Origin of the sequence: Ruegeria arenilitoris, from assembly GCF_013035315.1 — a bacterium.
GTDB classification, from domain to species: Bacteria; Pseudomonadota; Alphaproteobacteria; order Rhodobacterales; family Rhodobacteraceae; genus Ruegeria; species Ruegeria arenilitoris_D.
On sequence record NZ_WQHP01000004.1, the window covers coordinates 362,492 to 380,640 of the forward strand.

The window sequence follows — 18,149 nt, forward strand, 5'->3', positions numbered from 1 at the left end:
TTGAGCCTAGGGGGCCGCTATGACCGGCCCAAGACAGGAGGTTTCCATGCAGCATCTGGAAGAGCAGATCGCCCACCTGACCCGCACGGTCGAAGAGCTGAACGCGGTGGTCACCCGCCAACAAGGCGAGATCGACCGCCTGACCCGCCGCGTCGAGATGCTGTTGCAGCGCGAAGCCGAACGGGCGCAGGAAGGTTCGGGCGGGGTCTTGTTCGGAGACGAACGCCCGCCGCATTATTGAGAAGTCAGAGCCCCAACGTCACTTTCACCGCGTTGTCGACCACTCCGCCCAACAGGGCATCCTTATCAGCGGCGCAACCTTCCGAAAGTGCCGCTATGAAGGCTTCGCGCAGATGGGCCTTTTCCTCATCTGTGGTTGCATGATCTTCGATATTGATCTGGCGATTGTACAGCGACAGGGCCGTCATCTTTCCAACAACAGCCACGACAAATTCTTCGTCCCCATCCGCCTCTTCCGCAATTGAGGCACAGGTATAATGCATCATGGGCAGTACTTCCTGCACCATCTGATCCGCCGCCTCATCAGCCATCGCCTCCGCAGGAAGAGACAAGGCTGCCGCGCAAGCGAAGGTTTTGAATGTCTTGATCCGCATCACAATCACTTCCAGTTATGTCCGATTATTGCGCCGGCCACGCCGCCGATTGCAGCGCCTTTGCCGTCACCGACCAATGCACCCACGCCCGCGCCGATCAGCGCGCCTTCGATGGTTTTCTTTTTCTTCTTGTCATCCGCCAGCCCGGCCGAAGCCATCGCTACCGAGGCGACAACCGCCAAAGTGAATGCTCTGAAACCATTACCTGAGTGTGTCATATCGGAACCCTCCTATGACAGTCTTCAAATGGATATGGGATCAGCCTAGCGGCGGGATTTGCCTGTGGCAACAAAACGCTGTGTCAGATTTCCTCAACCGACATAACGCCGTCCAGCGATTTGATCGCCCCTTTGATCTGCGGGTTGATCGGGAAGTCCTGCCCCAGATCCATCTCGACATCGCCGGGCAGACCCGGGTCCAGCAAGCACAGATGGATCGGCCCTTTCGATGCGCTTTTGGCGGCGCCGGCGGCGTCTTCCAGCACTTTGGCGACGGTCGGCAGGACCTGTGGCTGATCGACGAAAATGCGCAGGCCGGTCGCGCCAGCCTCGGCAACGACCGAATCCACCGGACCGACAGAGCGGCCCAGCAGTTTCAACTGATCGGCCTCCATCGTCGCCTCGGCGGTCAGAACCACTTGCGCGCCGGTTTCCAGAAACTCACGGCTTTTCTCCAGCGTCTCTGAGAACAGCGTCAACTCGTACGCACCCGTCGGATCGGACAGCTGAGCAAAGGCAAACCGGTTACCACGCGCGGATTTGCGTTCCTGCCGTCCGGCAACGACACCTGCCATTTTGGCGATCAACGGACCCGAGCGCGCCTTTTCGGTCACCTCGTCCAGCGTCAGCACCTGCTTGCGCTTCAACGCAGGCATGTAGTCGTCCAGCGGGTGGCCCGAGAGGTAGAATCCGATGGCCTTGAATTCTTCACTAAGACGTTCAGCCGGGAGCCAGTCCGGCGTCGGCGACAAGCGGGGTTCAGGTAGGTCATCACCGGCCTCGCCAAACAAAGACACCTGGTTCGAGTTCTTCTGATCGTGGATCGCCGCCGAATACTGCACCAGCTGTTCGAGGCTTTCGAACACACGGCGGCGGTTTTTGTCGAGTTGATCAAAGGCCCCGGCCCGCGCCATCATCTCAAGCGGGCGCTTCCCGACCTTCTTCAGATCAACTCGGCGGGCGAAGTCGAACAAGTTGACGAACGGCTTGTCGCTCATTTCATCCTGCGCACCTCCGGTGCGACGCCCCTCGACTACAAGGTTCATCGCCTCGACGCCCACATTCTTGAGCGCGCCCAGCGCATAGACCAGATGCCCATCAACCACGTCGAACGTCGCCAAAGATCGGTTCACGCAAGGCGGCACATAGGGCAACTCCAGCCCCTTGCGGACCTCTTCGAAATAAACGGCCAGCTTGTCGGTCAGATGGATATCGCAGTTCATGACACCCGCCATGAACTCAACAGGATGGTTCGCTTTTAGCCAGCCCGTTTGATAACTGACGACCGCATAGGCAGCCGCGTGGGATTTGTTGAAGCCGTAGTTCGCAAACTTCTCCAGCAGGTCGAAGACTTCGGATGCCTTCTTCGCATCCACACCATTCTCGCCCGCGCCCTTCTCGAACTTGGGGCGTTCGGCGTCCATCGCCTCTTTGATCTTCTTACCCATCGCGCGGCGCAACAGGTCCGCGCCGCCAAGGCTGTACCCAGCCATGACCTGGGCGATCTGCATCACCTGTTCCTGATAAACGATGATACCCTGGGTTTCCTCAAGGATATGGTCGATCAGCGGATGGACAGATTCAATTTTCCGCAGCCCGTTCTTGACCTCGCAATAGGTCGGGATGTTCTCCATCGGGCCCGGACGGTAGAGCGCTACGAGGGCCACGATATCCTCGATACAAGTGGGTTTCATCCGCTTGAGCGCGTCCATCATGCCCGAGGATTCCACCTGGAACACCGCCACGGTTTTGGCCGCCGAATAGAGCTTATACGTCGCCTCATCATCCAGTGGGATGGCGTTAATCTGGTTTTCCGCTCCCTCGGCTGGCTCATAAAGCTCGGTGCCGTCCGCCGCGACGTGCAAGGGTCGCCCGGATTTAAAGATGATGTCCATCGCGTTCTGGATGACTGTCAAAGTCTTTAGGCCCAGAAAGTCGAACTTGACCAGCCCGGCCTGTTCCACCCACTTCATGTTGAACTGGGTGGCAGGCATGTCGGACCGCGGGTCCTGATAGAGCGGGACCAGAGCGTCCAGCGGACGGTCCCCGATCACCACCCCTGCCGCGTGGGTCGAAGCGTTTCTCAACAACCCTTCGACCTGCTGGCCGTAGGTGAGCAGCCGGTCAACGACCTCTTCGTTCCGGGCTTCTTCGCGAAGGCGCGGTTCGTCTTTCAGTGCCTTCTCAATCGAAACCGGTTTAACGCCCTCGACCGGGATCATCTTCGACAGACGGTCGACCTGCCCATAGGGCATCTGTAGCACCCGGCCGATGTCGCGCACGGCGGCCTTGGACAGCAATGCACCAAAAGTGATGATCTGCCCCACCTTGTCGCGTCCGTATTTCTGCTGCACGTAGCGGATCACTTCTTCCCGGCGATCCATGCAGAAATCGATGTCGAAGTCGGGCATCGAGACCCGCTCGGGGTTCAGGAACCGTTCGAACAGCAGCGAATAGCGCAGCGGATCGAGGTCGGTGATCGTTAGCGCGTAAGCCACCAGTGAGCCCGCACCAGACCCACGCCCCGGCCCAACCGGAATGTCGTGATCTTTGGACCACTGGATAAAGTCCGCAACGATCAGGAAATAGCCGGGAAACCCCATACCCTCGATGATGCCAAGTTCGAAATCCAGCCGTTCCTGATATTCCTCGGGCGTCACGGCATGAGGGATCACGGCCAGACGCTTCTGCAAGCCCTCGTTGGCGATGCGGCGCAGCTCGGCGACTTCATCATCTGCGAATTTCGGCAGGATCGGATCGCGGCGATAAGCCATGAAAGCGCAGCGTTTGGCGATCTCGACCGTGTTCTCAATCGCCTCAGGCAGGTCGGCGAACAAGGTCACCATCTCTTGCTGTGACTTGAAATAGTGCTGCGCGGTCAGGCGACGGCGACCTTCCTGCTGGTCCACATAAGCGCCCTCGGAGATGCAGATCAGCGCATCATGCGCCTCATACATATCGGTGGTCGGAAAATAGACGTCGTTGGTGGCGACCAAAGGCAGGTTCTTGGCATAGGCCATCTGGACATTGCCGCGCTCGGTCAGGCGTTCCGCTTCCGGCTGGCCACCTTCGCCCGGATGGCGCTGCAACTCGATGTACAGCCGATCCGGGAACATCACCGCCAAGCGATCTACCAGAGCTTCAGCCGCAGGGCGCTGGCCCTGCTGTAGCAGCATCCCGACCGGACCATCCGGCCCACCGGACAAGCAGATCAGGCCATCTGAACGCTCTGCCAACTCTTCCAAAGTCACCTGCGGCAACTGCCCGCCCTTGTCCACATAGAGGCACGAGCTGAGCTTCATCAGGTTCTCATAGCCAACCTCGGACTGGGCCAGCAGCACCAGCGGTGCCGGTGCTTTCGGCTTTTCCCCCGGCTGCGCCTGCACATAGGTCAGATCGACCTGACACCCCATGATCGGTTGCACCCCTGCCCCGCTGGCCGTGACCGAGAATTCCAACGCCGAAAACATTGAATTGGTGTCGGTGACCGCGACGGCGGGCATCTCCATCTTCTCACAGAGGCCCGGCAACTTTTTCAGACGCACGGCCCCTTCCAATAGGGAATATTCGGTGTGAACGCGGAGGTGAATGAATCGAGGAGTACTGCTCATAAACGCCACGCTATCTCAGCCGGGCGCGGGGCAAAAGCAGGAACCGCAGCTTCGGGATGCCTAAAAGATAAGCTTGATTATTCGGCTTTTTCAGAAGGTGCTTCGAAGATCACCAGCAATCAAATGGAAAAAGCTCTTTAGTTTCAAACGCCTGTAGATTACACGCGGATAACTATCACGCGTCGTCAGCGCGCTATGGTGTATCAAATAGGCAGTTTTTCTTGCCAGACAAGCTGCCCTGTTTCTAACATCTGACGGCAAGCACTTCGCCCGCCACTCTTTCTACGTCGCATCGAAGGAGGGCCACAGGGGCGCAACCGGGTAAGGCGACGGGTTTCTCGAATGAATATCACGTTTCTTCTGAACGGAGAGACAGTGGAGCTGTCGGATGTCACTCCGACCGCGACCTTGCTGGATTGGCTGCGTGAGGATCGCGGCCTGACCGGCACAAAGGAAGGCTGCAACGAGGGCGATTGCGGGGCCTGCACCGTTATGGTGACGGATGAGGACGGCCACAAAGCGCTGAATTCCTGCATCCTGTTCCTGCCGCAATTGCACGGCAAAGCGGTCCGCACGGTCGAAGGCGCAAGCGGCCCCAACGGCGAGGCGCACCCGGTGCAACAGGCAATGGTCGATCTGCACGGCTCACAATGTGGCTTCTGCACCCCCGGGTTTGTCATGTCTATGGTCGCAAGCCACGTAAATGGCGCATCAGATCACGACACACAGCTTGCCGGAAACCTGTGCCGCTGCACTGGTTACGCCCCGATCATTCGGGCGGCCCAAGCGGCCGAAGAACAGCCGGTGCCCGTTTGGCTTAAGGACAAGCCGGTTGCGACGCGTGTCGCATCGCCGATGTTGCCCGGCTCGTCTGACGAGTTGGCCGAGGTCTACGCCGCTCACCCCGATGCAACTCTGGTCGCTGGAGCGACCGATGTGGGGCTATGGGTCACCAAACAGTTGCGCGATCTCGATCCGGTCATCTTTCTAAATCGCTGCGATGATCTGAAGGAGGTCACGATCACCGAAGAAGAAGTCCGCTTTGGTGCCATGGTCGACATGAACCGCATGGGCGAGGCGTTGGCCGATCTGCACCCGTCCTATGCCGAGATGATCCGCCGGTATGCCAGCGTTCAGGTGCGCCACGCAGCAACGGTGGGCGGCAACATCGCCAACGGCTCGCCCATCGGAGACAACCCGCCTACCCTGATTGCGTTGGGCGCAACCCTTCATCTGCGCAAAGGCGAAAAGCGCCGTTCCATTCCGTTGGAAGAGTTTTTCATCGACTACGGAAAGCAAGACCGCTCGCCCGGCGAATTCGTCGAGGCGGTCAGCTTTGCGCGTCAGGCTGATAGGTTGAAAGTCTACAAGCTCAGCAAGCGGTTCGATCAGGATATCTCGGCCGTTTGTGGGTGTTTCAATATCACTGTTACGGACGGCGCAGTCACCGAAGCGCGCATCGCGTTCGGCGGCATGGCTGGCATCCCCAAACGGGCAACCCATGTCGAGACCGCACTGGTTGGCAAACCCTGGACGCGCGAGACGATCGGCGCCGCGCTGCCAGCCTTTGCCGACGACTATTCGCCACTCACGGACATGCGTGCCTCGGCCAACTATCGGTTGGAAACCGCCAAAGCGATGCTCGAGAGATACTTCCTTGATGATCAGGGCGAAGTGACCAATGTGTTGGAGGTGTCGGCATGAGCGTGACCAAACCCTTTCCCCATGACGCCGCGCCGCTACATGTCTCTGGCTCGGCGCGCTATGTGGATGACATCCCGACGCCCAAGGGCAGCCTGCATCTGGCCTTTGGTCTGAGCCCCATCGCCAAGGGTAAGATCAACGCGATGGACTTATCGGCTGTGAAAGCCGCCGACGGGGTCGTCATGGTGATGACCGCTGAGGATCTGCCTTTTGCTAACGATGTCTCTCCTTCGATCCATGACGAACCGCTGCTGTCGGACGGAACCGTTCACTATATCGGCCAACCGGTGTTTCTGGTCGTCGCCACGAGCCATCTGGCTGCCCGAAAGGCGGCGCGCTTGGGCAAGATCGACTATGCCGAAGAAACACCGATCCTGACGGTCGAAGAGGCCCTTGCCGCCGACAGCCGGTTCGAAAACGGCCCCCGTATCTACGCAAAGGGCGATGCGGATGCGGCCATCGCTGGCGCAGCCCGTGTCATCGAGGGCACGTTCGAGATCGGCGGGCAAGAGCATTTCTACCTGGAAGGTCAGGCCGCCTTGGCCGTGCCGAATGAGGGTGCGGATATGCTGGTGCACAGCTCAACCCAGCACCCGACCGAGATTCAGCACAAGGTGGCCGATGCTTTGGGCGTTCCGATGCACGCCGTCCGGGTCGAAACCCGCCGGATGGGCGGAGGGTTCGGTGGCAAGGAAAGCCAGGGCAACGCGCTGGCTGTTGCCTGCGCCATAGCTGCGCGGGCGACCGGCAAAGCCTGCAAGATGCGCTATGACCGCGACGATGACATGATCATCACCGGCAAGCGCCACGCGTTCCGCATCTCGTACAAGGCCGGATTTGACGAGAACGGGCACATTCAGGGCGTGTCCTTCCACCACTACGCGATCTGCGGCTGGGCGCAGGATCTGTCCTTGCCCGTTGCGGACCGCGCAATGCTGCATTCGGACAACGCCTATCTGTTGCCCAATGCGCGGATCGAAAGCCATCGGCTCAAGACAAACACTCAATCCGCCACCGCCTATCGCGGGTTTGGCGGTCCACAGGGGATGGTTGGCATCGAGCGCGTCATGGATCACGCCGCGCATGAATTGGGTCTGGACCCGGTCGAGCTGCGCCGCCGGAACTACTACGAACCGGCACATAAAGTCGCCGAGACGCAACCAGCAGAGAAACCACTGGGTCACCCCGACCCGCACGAAGACCTGACCAGCCGGGGTGCCGTTGAAATGGGCGACGCGCCAGTGCGCCCCTTGCCTGCAGGCGGAAACACCACGCCGTACGGGATGGAGGTCAGCGACTTTGAACTGCACGGCATGACCGAGAAGCTGCTGAAAACCAGTGATTATGTCGCGCGCAAGGCTGCGATCCAGAAATGGAATGCCGAGAACAGCGTGATCAAGAAAGGCATCGCCTTCTCTCCGGTCAAGTTCGGGATTTCGTTTACGCTGACCCACCTGAACCAGGCGGGTGCGCTGGTGCACGTGTATCAGGACGGCTCGGTCCATCTGAACCACGGCGGGACCGAGATGGGTCAGGGCCTGTTCCAGAAAGTTGCCCAGGTCGCCGCGTCGCGCTTTGGTATCCCGCTGGAGATGGTCAAGATCACCGCCACGGATACGGCAAAGGTGCCCAACACCTCGGCGACAGCCGCATCTTCGGGCAGTGACCTGAACGGGATGGCCGTGAAAGCCGCCTGCGACACTATCCGCGACCGGATGGCGGACTATCTGGCCGAACGGCATCAGGCCGATCCTTCGACGGTGTCGTTCTCGGACGGTTACGTCTCAGTCGGAGAAGAACGCTATAACTTTGCCGAAGCCGCGGCGCTGGCCTATCAGGGCCGCATCAGCCTTTCGGCGACAGGCTTCTACAAAACGCCCAAGATCGAGTGGGATCGGATCAAAGGTCGTGGCCGCCCGTTTTTCTACTTTGCATACGGCGCTTCGGTCACCGAGGTGGCCGTGGATACCCTGACCGGTGAGAATCGCATTCTGCGCACCGATATCCTGCATGACGCTGGCGCTTCGCTGAACCCGGCGCTGGATATCGGGCAGGTTGAAGGTGGCTATGTGCAGGGCGCAGGCTGGCTGACAACCGAAGAGCTGGTCTGGGACGGCAAGGGCAACCTGCGCACGCACGCGCCCTCGACCTACAAAATCCCGGCCTGTTCGGACCGGCCAGACGTATTCAACGTCGCGCTTTGGGATGCCGAAAACCGTGAAGAGACGATCTATCGCTCGAAAGCGGTCGGAGAGCCGCCCTTTATGCTGGGAATTTCCGCCTGGCTCGCCCTGTCGAACGCGGTGGCGGCCTGCGGTGACAGCTATCCGGCATTGGATGCCCCTGCCACAGCCGAACAGGTCTGGCATGGCGTCCAAAGGGTGAAAGGAGGCACCTGATGGGATTTGACCTGGAGGCTTTGAGGGAGGCGGTCAAAACTCACGGACGCGTGGTCCGGGTGGTTATCGCCGGGATCAAGGGGTCATCCCCTCGCGAGGTCGGCGCCGCAATGCTTGTTTGGGAGGACGGGCAAAGCGGCACAATCGGGGGCGGCACTTTGGAGTTCCAGGCGACAGAGGCCGCGCGGACCCAATCCTCACCGTCCCGCCTGACCCATCACGCGCTTGGTCCGGACATGGGGCAATGCTGCGGCGGCGCGGTATCGCTATTGAGCGAGGTGTATGACCTGCAGGCCATCGACGATCTGGACGACACAATCATAGCGCGTCCGACGGCCACTGGCGATATGCCACTATCAGTCAAACGTCTGATGGCATCGGCCCGGGGTCAGGGGATCGCACCCGATCCGCAGTTGATCGACGGATGGATGGTCGAGCCTGTTCACAAGCCAACTCGCAACTTGTGGATCTGGGGCGCAGGTCACGTTGGCCGCGCGTTGGTCGACGTTCTGGCCCCGCTGCCCGATCTGTCGATCACATGGGTCGATACCGGACCAGAGCGGTTTCCGCAGGCCGTCCCAAACGGTGTCACCACGGTTCCAGCGGCCAAACCCGCCGAGTTGGTCCACCATGCACCGCGCGATGCCGAGCATCTTGTGCTTACTTATTCACACAATCTGGACCTGGAACTGTGCAACAGGCTGCTTTCGCATGATTTCCGCTTTGCTGGCTTGATTGGCTCGGCTACGAAATGGGCGCGATTCCGGTCCCGGCTGGCTGCGTTGGGGCACACGCCCGAACGGATCAGCCGGATCACCTGCCCAATCGGGGATCCAGCCCTGGGCAAACACCCGCAGATGATCGCAGTTGGTGTCGCGGCGCAGCTTTTGCGCCCTGCCCGGCAGAATGAAAGAAAGAAGGACCTGAGCGCGTGACCACTCCACTTCTAAGCTTACAAGGGCTGACCAAAGCCTATCCCGGCGTCGTGGCCAACGACCAAGTGTCCTTTGATATCGGCGAGGGCGAAGTTCACGCCCTACTTGGCGAAAACGGCGCGGGCAAATCCACGCTGGTCAAGATGATCTATGGGTTGGTGAAGCCCGACAGCGGCACGATGCTGCTGCGTGGCCAACCCTTTGCCCCACCAGAACCACGCGCGGCCCGGGCCGATGGGATCGCGATGGTGTTCCAGCACTTCTCGCTATTCGATGCGCTGAACGTGGCCGAGAACATCGCGCTGGGAATGGAAAACCCGCCTCCGATGGGTGATCTGGCGTCGCGTATCCGCGAAGTGTCCGAGACTTATGGCTTGCCTCTGGACCCCTACCGCACCGTGGGTGACCTGTCTGCGGGCGAGCGTCAGCGGGTCGAGATTATCCGCTGCCTCCTTCAAGATCCAAAGCTTTTGATCATGGATGAGCCGACCTCAGTTCTGACCCCGCAAGAGGTCGAGATCCTGTTCCAGACTTTGAACAAATTGCGCTCTGAGGGGACCTCGATCCTCTATATCTCGCACAAGCTGGAAGAGATCCGCACCTTGTGTGACCACGCCACGATCCTGCGTTTAGGCAAGAATGTGGGCGAATGCGTGCCCTCAGAGACCTCGGCAAGGGATATGGCCGAGATGATGGTGGGCTCGACCCTGCAAACGCCCGAACGTTCCGGGCGCGAGTTTGGTGAAGTCGCGCTGGACGTCAGCGGGTTGTCGGTGCCCTCGCCCTCAGAATTCGGGACGGCGTTGAAGAACGTGCATATGACGGTCCGCAAGGGCGAGGTTCTGGGCGTCGGTGGCGTTGCTGGCAACGGGCAGGACGAACTGCTGGGCGTGCTGTCAGGCGAGAGCACCACAGCGGCCGATGCGATCAAGTTCAACGGTCAGCCGATCGGCAAACTGGGGCCGACGGCGCGTCGTAAGTTGGGTGTTCTGACCGCGCCGGAAGAAAGGCTGGGTCACGCGGCTGCGCCGGACATGAGCCTGACCGAAAACGCCCTGCTGACCGGATCGGTTCGCGAAGGGCTTGAAAACAATGGCTTCCTGAAATGGGCCGAGACCAAGAGCTTTGCGGAAAAGATCATTAGCGCCTTTGACGTCCGTACGCCCGGTCCCGAAAACGCAGCACGCTCTTTGTCGGGCGGCAATCTGCAGAAATTCGTGATCGGTCGCGAGGTTCTTCAAAACCCCGACGTTCTGGTGGTGAACCAACCGACATGGGGGGTAGATGCAGCGGCGGCGGCGGCGATCCGGCAAGCTATTCTGGATCTGGCCGCCAAGGGAACCGCGGTGATCTGTATCAGCCAGGATCTGGATGAACTGATGGAAATCTCGGACAGCTTCGCTGCTCTGAACGAAGGGCGGCTGAGCGCCCCGCGCGAAACCACGGGCCTGACCGTTGATGAGATCGGCCTGATGATGGGCGGCGCCCATGGGATGGAGGTCGCCCATGTCTAAGACAAATCAAAAAAGAAGTAAGAACAGGGGGATGAGCGGGTGATTGTGTTGGAGAAACGGCCTCAGCCGTCCAAGGCGTGGTCCTATGCCACCCCTGTGGTCGCGGTGCTGGCGACAATGGTGTTTGGCGGCATCTTGTTCGCCATACTTGGGAAGAACCCGGTAGAGGCGATCGGCACCATTTTCTGGGAACCGCTCTTTGGCGAGTTCGCCTTTTACTACCGCCCGCAATTGCTGGTGAAAGGCGCGCCGCTGGTGTTGATCGCCATTGGCCTGTCTTTGGGTTTTCGCGCTGGTATCTGGAATATCGGGGCCGAGGGCCAGTATATCATGGGCGCTATCTTTGGCGCTGCGGCTGGTCTGGCGTTCTATCCGCTGGATGCGTTCTACATTTTCCCGATCATGGTCATCGCAGGCGCGTTTGGCGGCTGGCTATGGGCGATGATCCCGGCCTTTCTGAAGGTGCGCTTTGGCACCAATGAGATCCTTGTCTCGCTGATGTTGGTCTATGTGGCCGAGCAGATGCTGGCCTCTGTTTCTCTGGGTCTGCTGAAGAACCCCGAAGGGTTCGGCTTTCCCGGCTCGCGCAACCTGCAGTCTTACGAGAGTGCGCATAACGCCGAGCTGATCGCCGGGTCGGGGATGCACTGGGGCGTCGTAACTGCGCTGATTGCTGTGATCTTTGCCTATGTCCTGTTGAACCGGCATATGCTGGGCTTCCACATCCGTTTGACGGGCGAGGCCCCTCGGGCCGCCAAGTTTGCTGGTGTGAACCCTGCCCGTCTGATCCTGTTCTGTCTGGGCCTGTCCGGCGCTCTGGCCGGTCTGGCGGGGATGTTCGAGGTCTCGGGTCCTTCGGGCGTGGTCAGCATCGACTTTAACGTAGGCTATGGCTTTACCGCGATCATCGTGGCCTTCCTTGGCCGTCTGCATCCGGTGGGTATCCTGCTGGCCGGTGGACTGATGGCGCTGACCTATATCGGCGGTGAAATCGCGCAGTCACAGCTCGGTCTGCCTGCCGCTGCCATTCAGGTGTTTCAGGGAATGCTCCTGTTCTTCCTGCTGGCTTTCGATCTTCTGACAAACTACCGCATCCGTGCGGCCCGTAGCGAGGTAGCATAATGGACCTTGGTGAGATTAACCCCGTCCTTCTGGTCGCCTCGTTGATGGTGGCCGCAACCCCCCTGCTGTTGGCCGCGATCGGAGAGCTGGTCGTCGAAAAAGCAGGCGTTCTGAACCTCGGAGTCGAGGGTATGATGATCGTCGGCGCGATCAGCGGCTTTGCGATCTCGGTCGAGACCGGATCGCCCTGGCTGGGCTTTATCGCAGCAGCCATAGGCGGTGCGGTGCTGTCCTTGCTGTTTGTGCTGCTGACACAGGTGGCGCTGGCCAACCAGGTCGCCAGTGGTCTTGCGCTGACCCTGTTTGGCCTGGGCTTCAGCGCCCTGCTGGGTCAAAGCTATGTGGGGATCAAACCGCCCAGCATGGGTGACATCCACATCCCTGTGATCAGCGATATTCCGGTTATCGGACCAATCCTGTTCCAGCATGATCCGATCCTTTATGTCGGGATCGCCCTGACAGCGGCAGTTTGGGCGACGCTGAAATACACCCGCGTTGGTCTGATCCTGCGCGCAGTGGGTGAAAACCACGATGCCGCTCACGCACTCGGCTACAAGGTCATCAAGATCCGCATCATGGCGATCCTGTTTGGTGGAGCCTGCGCAGGCCTTGGTGGCGCCTATATCAGCCTGATCCGCGTCCCGCAGTGGACCGAAGGTATGACTGCCGGTGTCGGTTGGATCGCCCTGGCTCTGGTAGTGTTTGCCAGCTGGAAGCCATGGCGGGCGCTGTTGGGTGCCTATTTGTTCGGCGGCATAACCGTGTTGCAGCTTAATTTGCAGGCAGCGGGCGTTGCTATTCCAGTCGAGTATCTGGCAATGTCGCCCTACATCATCACGATCCTTGTGCTTGTGATCCTTTCGGCCGACAAGAGCAGCGCACCTGCCTCACTGGGCCGGACCTTCCATGCCTCGCACTAGGGGCCAACTGAACCAACTTGGGGAGTAACACATGAAATTCACTACACTTCTGACCAGCGCCGCCATGGCACTGGGTCTGGCGACCGGAGCCATGGCCGAAGACAAGACCAAAGTTGGTTTCGTCTATGTCGGCCCCGTGGGTGACGGCGGCTGGACCTACGAACACAACAAGGGCCGTCTGGCGGTCGAAGAGCACTTTGGCGACAAGGTCGAAACCGTGTTCGTTGAATCGGTGCCCGAAGGCCCGGACGCGGAACGCGTGATGACTCAAATGGCGCTGGAAGGGGCCGACCTGATCTTCACCACCTCGTTTGGCTACATGGACCCGACCATCAACGTCGCCAAGAAATTCCCGGACGTGAAGTTCGAGCACGCCACCGGTTATAAAACCGCCGACAACGTCTCGGTCTACTCGGCTCGCTTCTATGAAGGTCGCGCTGTTCAGGGCCACATCGCCGGCAACATGACCAAGTCGAACATCATCGGCTACATCGGGTCCTACCCGATCCCCGAAGTGATCCGCGGCATCAACTCGGCCTATATCCACGCCAAGAAGGTTAACCCGGATGTCGAGTTCAAAATCGTTTGGGCCTACACCTGGTTCGACCCGGCGAAAGAGGCTGACGCCGCCACCGTTCTGATCGAACAGGGTGCAGACGTAATCCTGCAGCACACAGACTCGACCGCACCGCAGGCAGCTGCGCAAGAAGCAGGTAACGTGGTCACCTTTGGTCAGGCCTCGGACATGAGTGAATACGCTCCGTTCCCGCGCGTCTCGTCGATCATTGACGACTGGGCCCCCTACTACATCGCCCGCACCCAAGCGGTCATGGACGGCACATGGGAAAGCGCGAACACCTGGGACGGTATCCGTGAAGGCATGGTCGCAATCGGCGAGATCACTGACGCCGTTCCGGCTGATGTTAAAGAAGAAGCCCTGGCTCTGAAAGCAGCCATGGCTGCGGGTGAATACCACCCCTTCACCGGCCCGATCAAAAAGCAGGACGGCAGCGACTGGCTGGCCGAGGGCGAAACTGCTGATGACGGCACGCTGGCTGGCATGAACTTCTATGTCGAAGGGCTGGAAGGCGAAATTCCGCAGTAAGGCGCTATAAATATTAGGAAATCGAAAGGGCCCGCATCGTTATGCGGGCCTTTTTTTGACTGTTTTAAAGCAATCCGAAAGACTCACGGTGTATCACAAATGTGTGTACTCTCGCTTATGGAGTAAGAGGAGAAAGCTGATGGAAACAAGGGGCTCGGCACTTGCGACACAATATGTTCAGCGTGCAGTTTTCATTAAGTTAACACTAGGAGGCTTGGCTTATGTGTTGGTGGCGGACCACGCACAGGCCCAAAGCGCACAGGCCTGCGTAGAACTAGGGTCTCCTCGGATAGAATACGCTTCTGGATCTGAAAGCACTCGCATTAATCAAACAATCTCAACGACGGAACGCACGTGTCTCCCGATCCCAAACGGACCCATTACAGGACTTACAATTGGCAACTCCTCAATCACGTCCTCAGGTGAGATTGAGTTGTATGTTCCAGGCCAAAACACCGTTCCAAGCAATGCTTCTGTGTTAACTCTTCTGAATGTTGATGTCGCGTCGGGTAGCGGAGACTTTGTCTCCCGGGAAGCCTTGGCAACAAACATCAACGGGAAGCTCCGAGTGAACCTGATTGGAACGTCGATTGGTTCCGGCAGATCAATGACGTTCGCTCCGTTCAACGGCGCGAATATCGACCCCACTGAAGTTTACTTCCAGTCAGACCAACCGCTAACCTACGACCGCCTGACTGTTATGGGAGCCACCGAAGTGGTTTTCGGGGCGTACTATATACAGACCCGGATTGCTGAGGCTTCCGATTTCACACTGACGAATAGTTCGATTTCCTCAACCAGCGATATGGCGATAGCCGCTGGCACGACTGTTCGCCTCGATACCACAAGCAGCTTGAACACCGTAAACTTTGAGAATTTTGGCACGCTGGCCGGAACGGGGACCGTGAACGCCTTCAACTTCACGGTTAAGAACGGCGGGGTGCTTTCGCCGGGCTCTTCAATTGGCACACTCAACAATAGTGGTGGAATTAACTTTGAAACTGGATCAAGCGTCTTGAGTGAAGTCGATCCGACGGCCGGGCAGAAAGCTGACTTGGTGTCATCCAGCGGGCCGGTGACGGGAATTGACCGCGCGACTATACAAGTCGAAGCTGCTCGGCCCGGCCTGACTGCGCAAGACTATGCTGCCGGCAACAATTACACGGTTTTTCAAGCCTCAAGGTTTGATGGAGACTCACCGACGCTCGTTGCAGGAGGATCTCTGCCAGCGTTGTCCAATCTGACTATAGCCAACACGCCGAGCACAGATGGTCAGATTGATATCGCGTTCACTGCGCAGCCGGTCTCAAGCCTACCGCAAAACCCAGCAGTTACCAATTCGCCAAATGCCAGCAACCTCGCCGGAGCGGTTGCTAACACGACAACGACGTCGCCGGGGACAGGGCTCAGTAGTGGCTCAACGGTAGGGGTAGTAGTCAATACTCTCACCAATTCCGGCCTTGCTGGATTCAATCGAGTGCACGCGGAACCCTATTCCTCTAACCTGACCATTGGGCTTGAGCAATTGGACCTGATAACCAACACCGTGCTGAGCCACGCAGACTGCCGCAAGTATCAAGCGGTCGGTTTCGGCAATGAGGATCAACCGGTTGCATCAGGCGAGATCGACACGGTCCAGAGCCCTAGTGGAGCAATAGACTGCTCTGATCGGCGCTGGTGGATCGACACGGCCTATGTGAGCGGGGACGTTGATGGAAGCAACGGCCTTGGGACATTCGACTATTCGCTCGGCACCATTTTGGTCGGAGCGGATGTCGCAAGTACCAATAGAGGTGTGGTCGGCGTGTACGCGGGCTTCGGGACATCCTCCATGGATGAGCACGATAAAGTCGATCAGGACTTTTCGACCGACAGCTATCACGTGGGCGTTTATGGACGTACAACAACCGGAACGTGGGAGTTCTCAGGGCTGATCGGTTACATGTTCGGTGAAACGGACGCCAAACGGAACAACCCTTCTGTTGATGGCTTTACGGGAGGCGAGGCAAAGTCCGATCTGGACCAAGAGGGTATCCATGCCGGTATCCAGGCACGGAAGCTGTTTAACCTGGACAGCGGCGCAAGGGTTTCTACGGTTTTTGGATTGAACTACGGGCGCATTCAACAAGGTTCAGGCACAGAGACCGGCGGTGGTGATTTCAACTACTCGATTGAAAAAGCGAACGCAGAGTCTCTGGTCGCGTCCATTGGGATTGACTACCAACAAGACTTCTTGACTGAAAATGGACTCCTCACCCCAATGGCCTTTGCTCGTTACGAGTACGATTTCTTTGCCAACAAGGATAGTGAGCACGAAATCACAGTTACAAGTCCATTGTTCGGAACATTTACACAAGTCGGACAAAATCGAGGAGCAAATGGCTTCGTTCTCGGGCTTGGGCTGGGCTATCAGATTTCTGATCTGGCAAGACTAACGGCAGGGTATGGCTATTCTGTTCGTTCCAATGGCCAAGAACATGGCTTGGGGGCAAATCTTAGCATTCGTTTCTGATTTGGCCGCACAGTTGTTTCCAAATTAGGCATCGCACACGTCGACCATCAGTGTTGGGGTATTCATCAACGACCCCAATGGACGGCCACTTTCTCCGCGGGGCGGTCGTTCATACCAGCGGCAACGATGCGACGCGTTTCATCAGTATCTGATCAGAGTATCGAGTATCGCTTGCCGCGTTGCGTCATCATTTTGGAAAATCCGGCCGGCGAGAAACTCAGATGGAAACTCCGGCCACGTTTTACGCATTTCGTTGACCAGTCGCTGAGCTTCTTCGGTATGCCCCAACTGATCCTGCGCAACGGCTTGGAACAGGAGAGAAGGAGCACTTACAGGCGCACCGGCAGCGGGCGCTCCTTTAAAGGCGTCTACGACCTTTTCGTTATTCCCGAGCATCAGTTGCGATACACCCCAAATGTTTCGTGCGCCAAAGCGGCCCGATCCTGACCTGAGTCTTTCTGGATCGCTCACCTCAGCCGCAAGTTCTGGGGCGCCCGCCATGATGGCGGTGATGCCGACAAGATCCAGAATATGACCATCATTCGGCGCAAGCTCGACCGACAGTCTTGCGTATTTCATAGCCTCGACTGGATTGTTTTGGGTGGCCAACACCCAACCATTTGCACCGTTTGCCCACGCATCAGTGGGAGATAGATCAAGCGCTTTTCTCGACATCTCAGAAGCTTGGCTAAAGAGGTCATCTCTTTGTGCCTCATCAGGGGACAGCATGGCCAAAGTTGCCAGGACCTGTGCCGATCCGGCATAACCGTCCGAGAGTGCGGGGTCGAGTTCAGCCGCATGCTGAAACATTCCCAGTGCTATTTGCTGCCGCTTGACGTCAAAAACCGGAAAAAACATGCCTCGGGCCTGGTCCGCAAGATTAGCCGCCTGAAGCCGTGTCAAAGATTGCTCGCCAAGCGCAGTTCGCTCAGCCTGTTCGATGGATTGAGTTGTGGGCAAAACCGCCTTGTTATCCCGCGTGAACCAAAAGCCTGTCACCGCAATCAACACTAGGCAACCCAGCCCAATCGGCAGCAGCTGGACCAGACGTCGATGCCCGCCAAGCAGGTCGCTGTCCTGAGCATTTGAGTTGTCGCTTCCTGTCGTCCTGCCTTGCGAAAACCGTGGCTTGTATCCGCCGGAATCAACAAAAATGCGAACTCCCTGACCGTCCCATTGATCTTCATAAAACTCATTTAGCAGTCGCCGCAGCCGTCTGGCTTCGACGCGGACAAGGTTTCGACCACCGGTGCCATCAATACTCCGACCGTAGACTTCAACCGCGATTGCTTTGCCACGAATCTGAGCACCGCGACCGGCAAGAGTTTCTTCGACCACGTAAGTAAGGAACTGCTGGAGGCGAGGCGAAGCCTGGAACGCGACGCTGGAAACAACGCTCTGAAGTGCCTGTCGGACAAGCTCCGGCGATGGCGGTGCAACATCTTGATCTATCGGCAATTCATTGGCTTGGTTCAAAGCAAACTCACCCCCAACT

Annotated in this window: 13 protein-coding genes; 9 read left to right on the forward strand and 4 right to left on the reverse strand. The window is 58.4% G+C overall.

Features of this window, described 5'->3' with window-relative positions; all coding sequences use genetic code 11:
* Positions 1-46 precede the first annotated feature (46 nt).
* Positions 47-241 (forward strand): SlyX family protein, encoded by a 195-nt coding sequence (locus tag GOV53_RS11580; RefSeq protein WP_170466893.1) that lies wholly within the window; start codon positions 47-49, stop codon positions 239-241.
* Positions 242-245: 4 nt separating this feature from the next.
* On the opposite strand, the gene GOV53_RS11585 is transcribed toward GOV53_RS11580, so the two are convergent.
* From GOV53_RS11585 to dnaE, 3 genes are all read right to left on the reverse strand, one after another.
* Positions 246-614 (reverse strand): hypothetical protein, encoded by a 369-nt coding sequence (locus GOV53_RS11585; protein WP_170466822.1) that lies wholly within the window; start codon positions 612-614, stop codon positions 246-248.
* A gap of 5 nt (positions 615-619) precedes the next feature.
* On the reverse strand, positions 620-832 hold the full coding sequence (locus GOV53_RS11590; protein WP_170466825.1) for a YMGG-like glycine zipper-containing protein: 213 nt from the start codon (positions 830-832) through the stop codon (positions 620-622).
* Between the two features lie 83 nt (positions 833-915).
* On the reverse strand, positions 916-4,443 hold the full coding sequence (gene dnaE, locus GOV53_RS11595; protein WP_170466827.1) for a DNA polymerase III subunit alpha: 3,528 nt from the start codon (positions 4,441-4,443) through the stop codon (positions 916-918).
* A 342-nt stretch (positions 4,444-4,785) separates the two neighbouring features.
* On the opposite strand from dnaE, the gene xdhA reads away from it, so the two are divergent.
* The 8 genes from xdhA to GOV53_RS11635 all read left to right on the forward strand — a co-directional run bounded on the left by xdhA (position 4,786) and on the right by GOV53_RS11635 (position 16,654).
* On the forward strand, positions 4,786-6,147 hold the full coding sequence (xdhA, locus tag GOV53_RS11600) for a xanthine dehydrogenase small subunit (RefSeq protein ID WP_170466828.1): 1,362 nt from the start codon (positions 4,786-4,788) through the stop codon (positions 6,145-6,147).
* A complete protein-coding gene (gene xdhB / locus GOV53_RS11605; RefSeq protein ID WP_170466830.1) occupies positions 6,144-8,546 on the forward strand; it encodes a xanthine dehydrogenase molybdopterin binding subunit in 2,403 nt (800 codons plus the stop codon). The genes xdhA and xdhB overlap by 4 nt, the downstream gene beginning before the upstream one ends.
* On the forward strand, positions 8,546-9,481 hold the full coding sequence (gene xdhC, locus GOV53_RS11610) for a xanthine dehydrogenase accessory protein XdhC (protein WP_170466832.1): 936 nt from the start codon (positions 8,546-8,548) through the stop codon (positions 9,479-9,481). The genes xdhB and xdhC overlap by 1 nt, the downstream gene beginning before the upstream one ends.
* Entirely contained in the window at positions 9,478-10,995 is a 1,518-nt protein-coding gene (locus tag GOV53_RS11615) for an ABC transporter ATP-binding protein (RefSeq protein ID WP_170466834.1), read from the forward strand. Before xdhC ends, GOV53_RS11615 begins: the two co-directional genes overlap by 4 nt.
* A gap of 39 nt (positions 10,996-11,034) precedes the next feature.
* Complete coding sequence (locus tag GOV53_RS11620; protein ID WP_170466836.1) at positions 11,035-12,117, forward strand: ABC transporter permease; 1,083 nt, start codon at positions 11,035-11,037, stop codon at positions 12,115-12,117.
* Positions 12,117-13,037 carry an ABC transporter permease gene (locus tag GOV53_RS11625; RefSeq protein ID WP_170423206.1) on the forward strand — a complete coding sequence of 307 codons (921 nt, stop codon included), beginning with the start codon at positions 12,117-12,119 and terminating at the stop codon, positions 13,035-13,037. Before GOV53_RS11620 ends, GOV53_RS11625 begins: the two co-directional genes overlap by 1 nt.
* A 31-nt stretch (positions 13,038-13,068) precedes the next feature.
* Positions 13,069-14,142 carry a BMP family ABC transporter substrate-binding protein gene (locus GOV53_RS11630; protein WP_170423208.1) on the forward strand — a complete coding sequence of 358 codons (1,074 nt, stop codon included), beginning with the start codon at positions 13,069-13,071 and terminating at the stop codon, positions 14,140-14,142.
* A 568-nt stretch (positions 14,143-14,710) separates the two neighbouring features.
* On the forward strand, positions 14,711-16,654 hold the full coding sequence (locus tag GOV53_RS11635; protein WP_367648773.1) for an autotransporter family protein: 1,944 nt from the start codon (positions 14,711-14,713) through the stop codon (positions 16,652-16,654).
* A 141-nt stretch (positions 16,655-16,795) separates the two neighbouring features.
* Here the strand turns inward: GOV53_RS11635 and GOV53_RS11640 are convergent, their stop codons facing one another.
* The gene (locus tag GOV53_RS11640; RefSeq protein WP_170466838.1) at positions 16,796-18,130 is read right to left on the reverse strand and encodes a hypothetical protein; all 1,335 of its coding nucleotides are present in this window, start codon (positions 18,128-18,130) and stop codon (positions 16,796-16,798) included.
* Positions 18,131-18,149: the final 19 nt, after the last annotated feature.

Coding starts and splice junctions, on each gene's coding strand:
- GOV53_RS11580 (WP_170466893.1), top strand. CDS start 47: ATGCAGCATCTGGAAGAGCAGATCGCCCACCTGACCCGCACGGTCGAA.
- GOV53_RS11585 (WP_170466822.1), bottom strand. CDS start 614: ATGCGGATCAAGACATTCAAAACCTTCGCTTGCGCGGCAGCCTTGTCT.
- GOV53_RS11590 (WP_170466825.1), bottom strand. CDS start 832: ATGACACACTCAGGTAATGGTTTCAGAGCATTCACTTTGGCGGTTGTC.
- dnaE (WP_170466827.1), bottom strand. CDS start 4,443: ATGAGCAGTACTCCTCGATTCATTCACCTCCGCGTTCACACCGAATAT.
- xdhA (WP_170466828.1), top strand. CDS start 4,786: ATGAATATCACGTTTCTTCTGAACGGAGAGACAGTGGAGCTGTCGGAT.
- xdhB (WP_170466830.1), top strand. CDS start 6,144: ATGAGCGTGACCAAACCCTTTCCCCATGACGCCGCGCCGCTACATGTC.
- xdhC (WP_170466832.1), top strand. CDS start 8,546: ATGGGATTTGACCTGGAGGCTTTGAGGGAGGCGGTCAAAACTCACGGA.
- GOV53_RS11625 (WP_170423206.1), top strand. CDS start 12,117: ATGGACCTTGGTGAGATTAACCCCGTCCTTCTGGTCGCCTCGTTGATG.
- GOV53_RS11630 (WP_170423208.1), top strand. CDS start 13,069: ATGAAATTCACTACACTTCTGACCAGCGCCGCCATGGCACTGGGTCTG.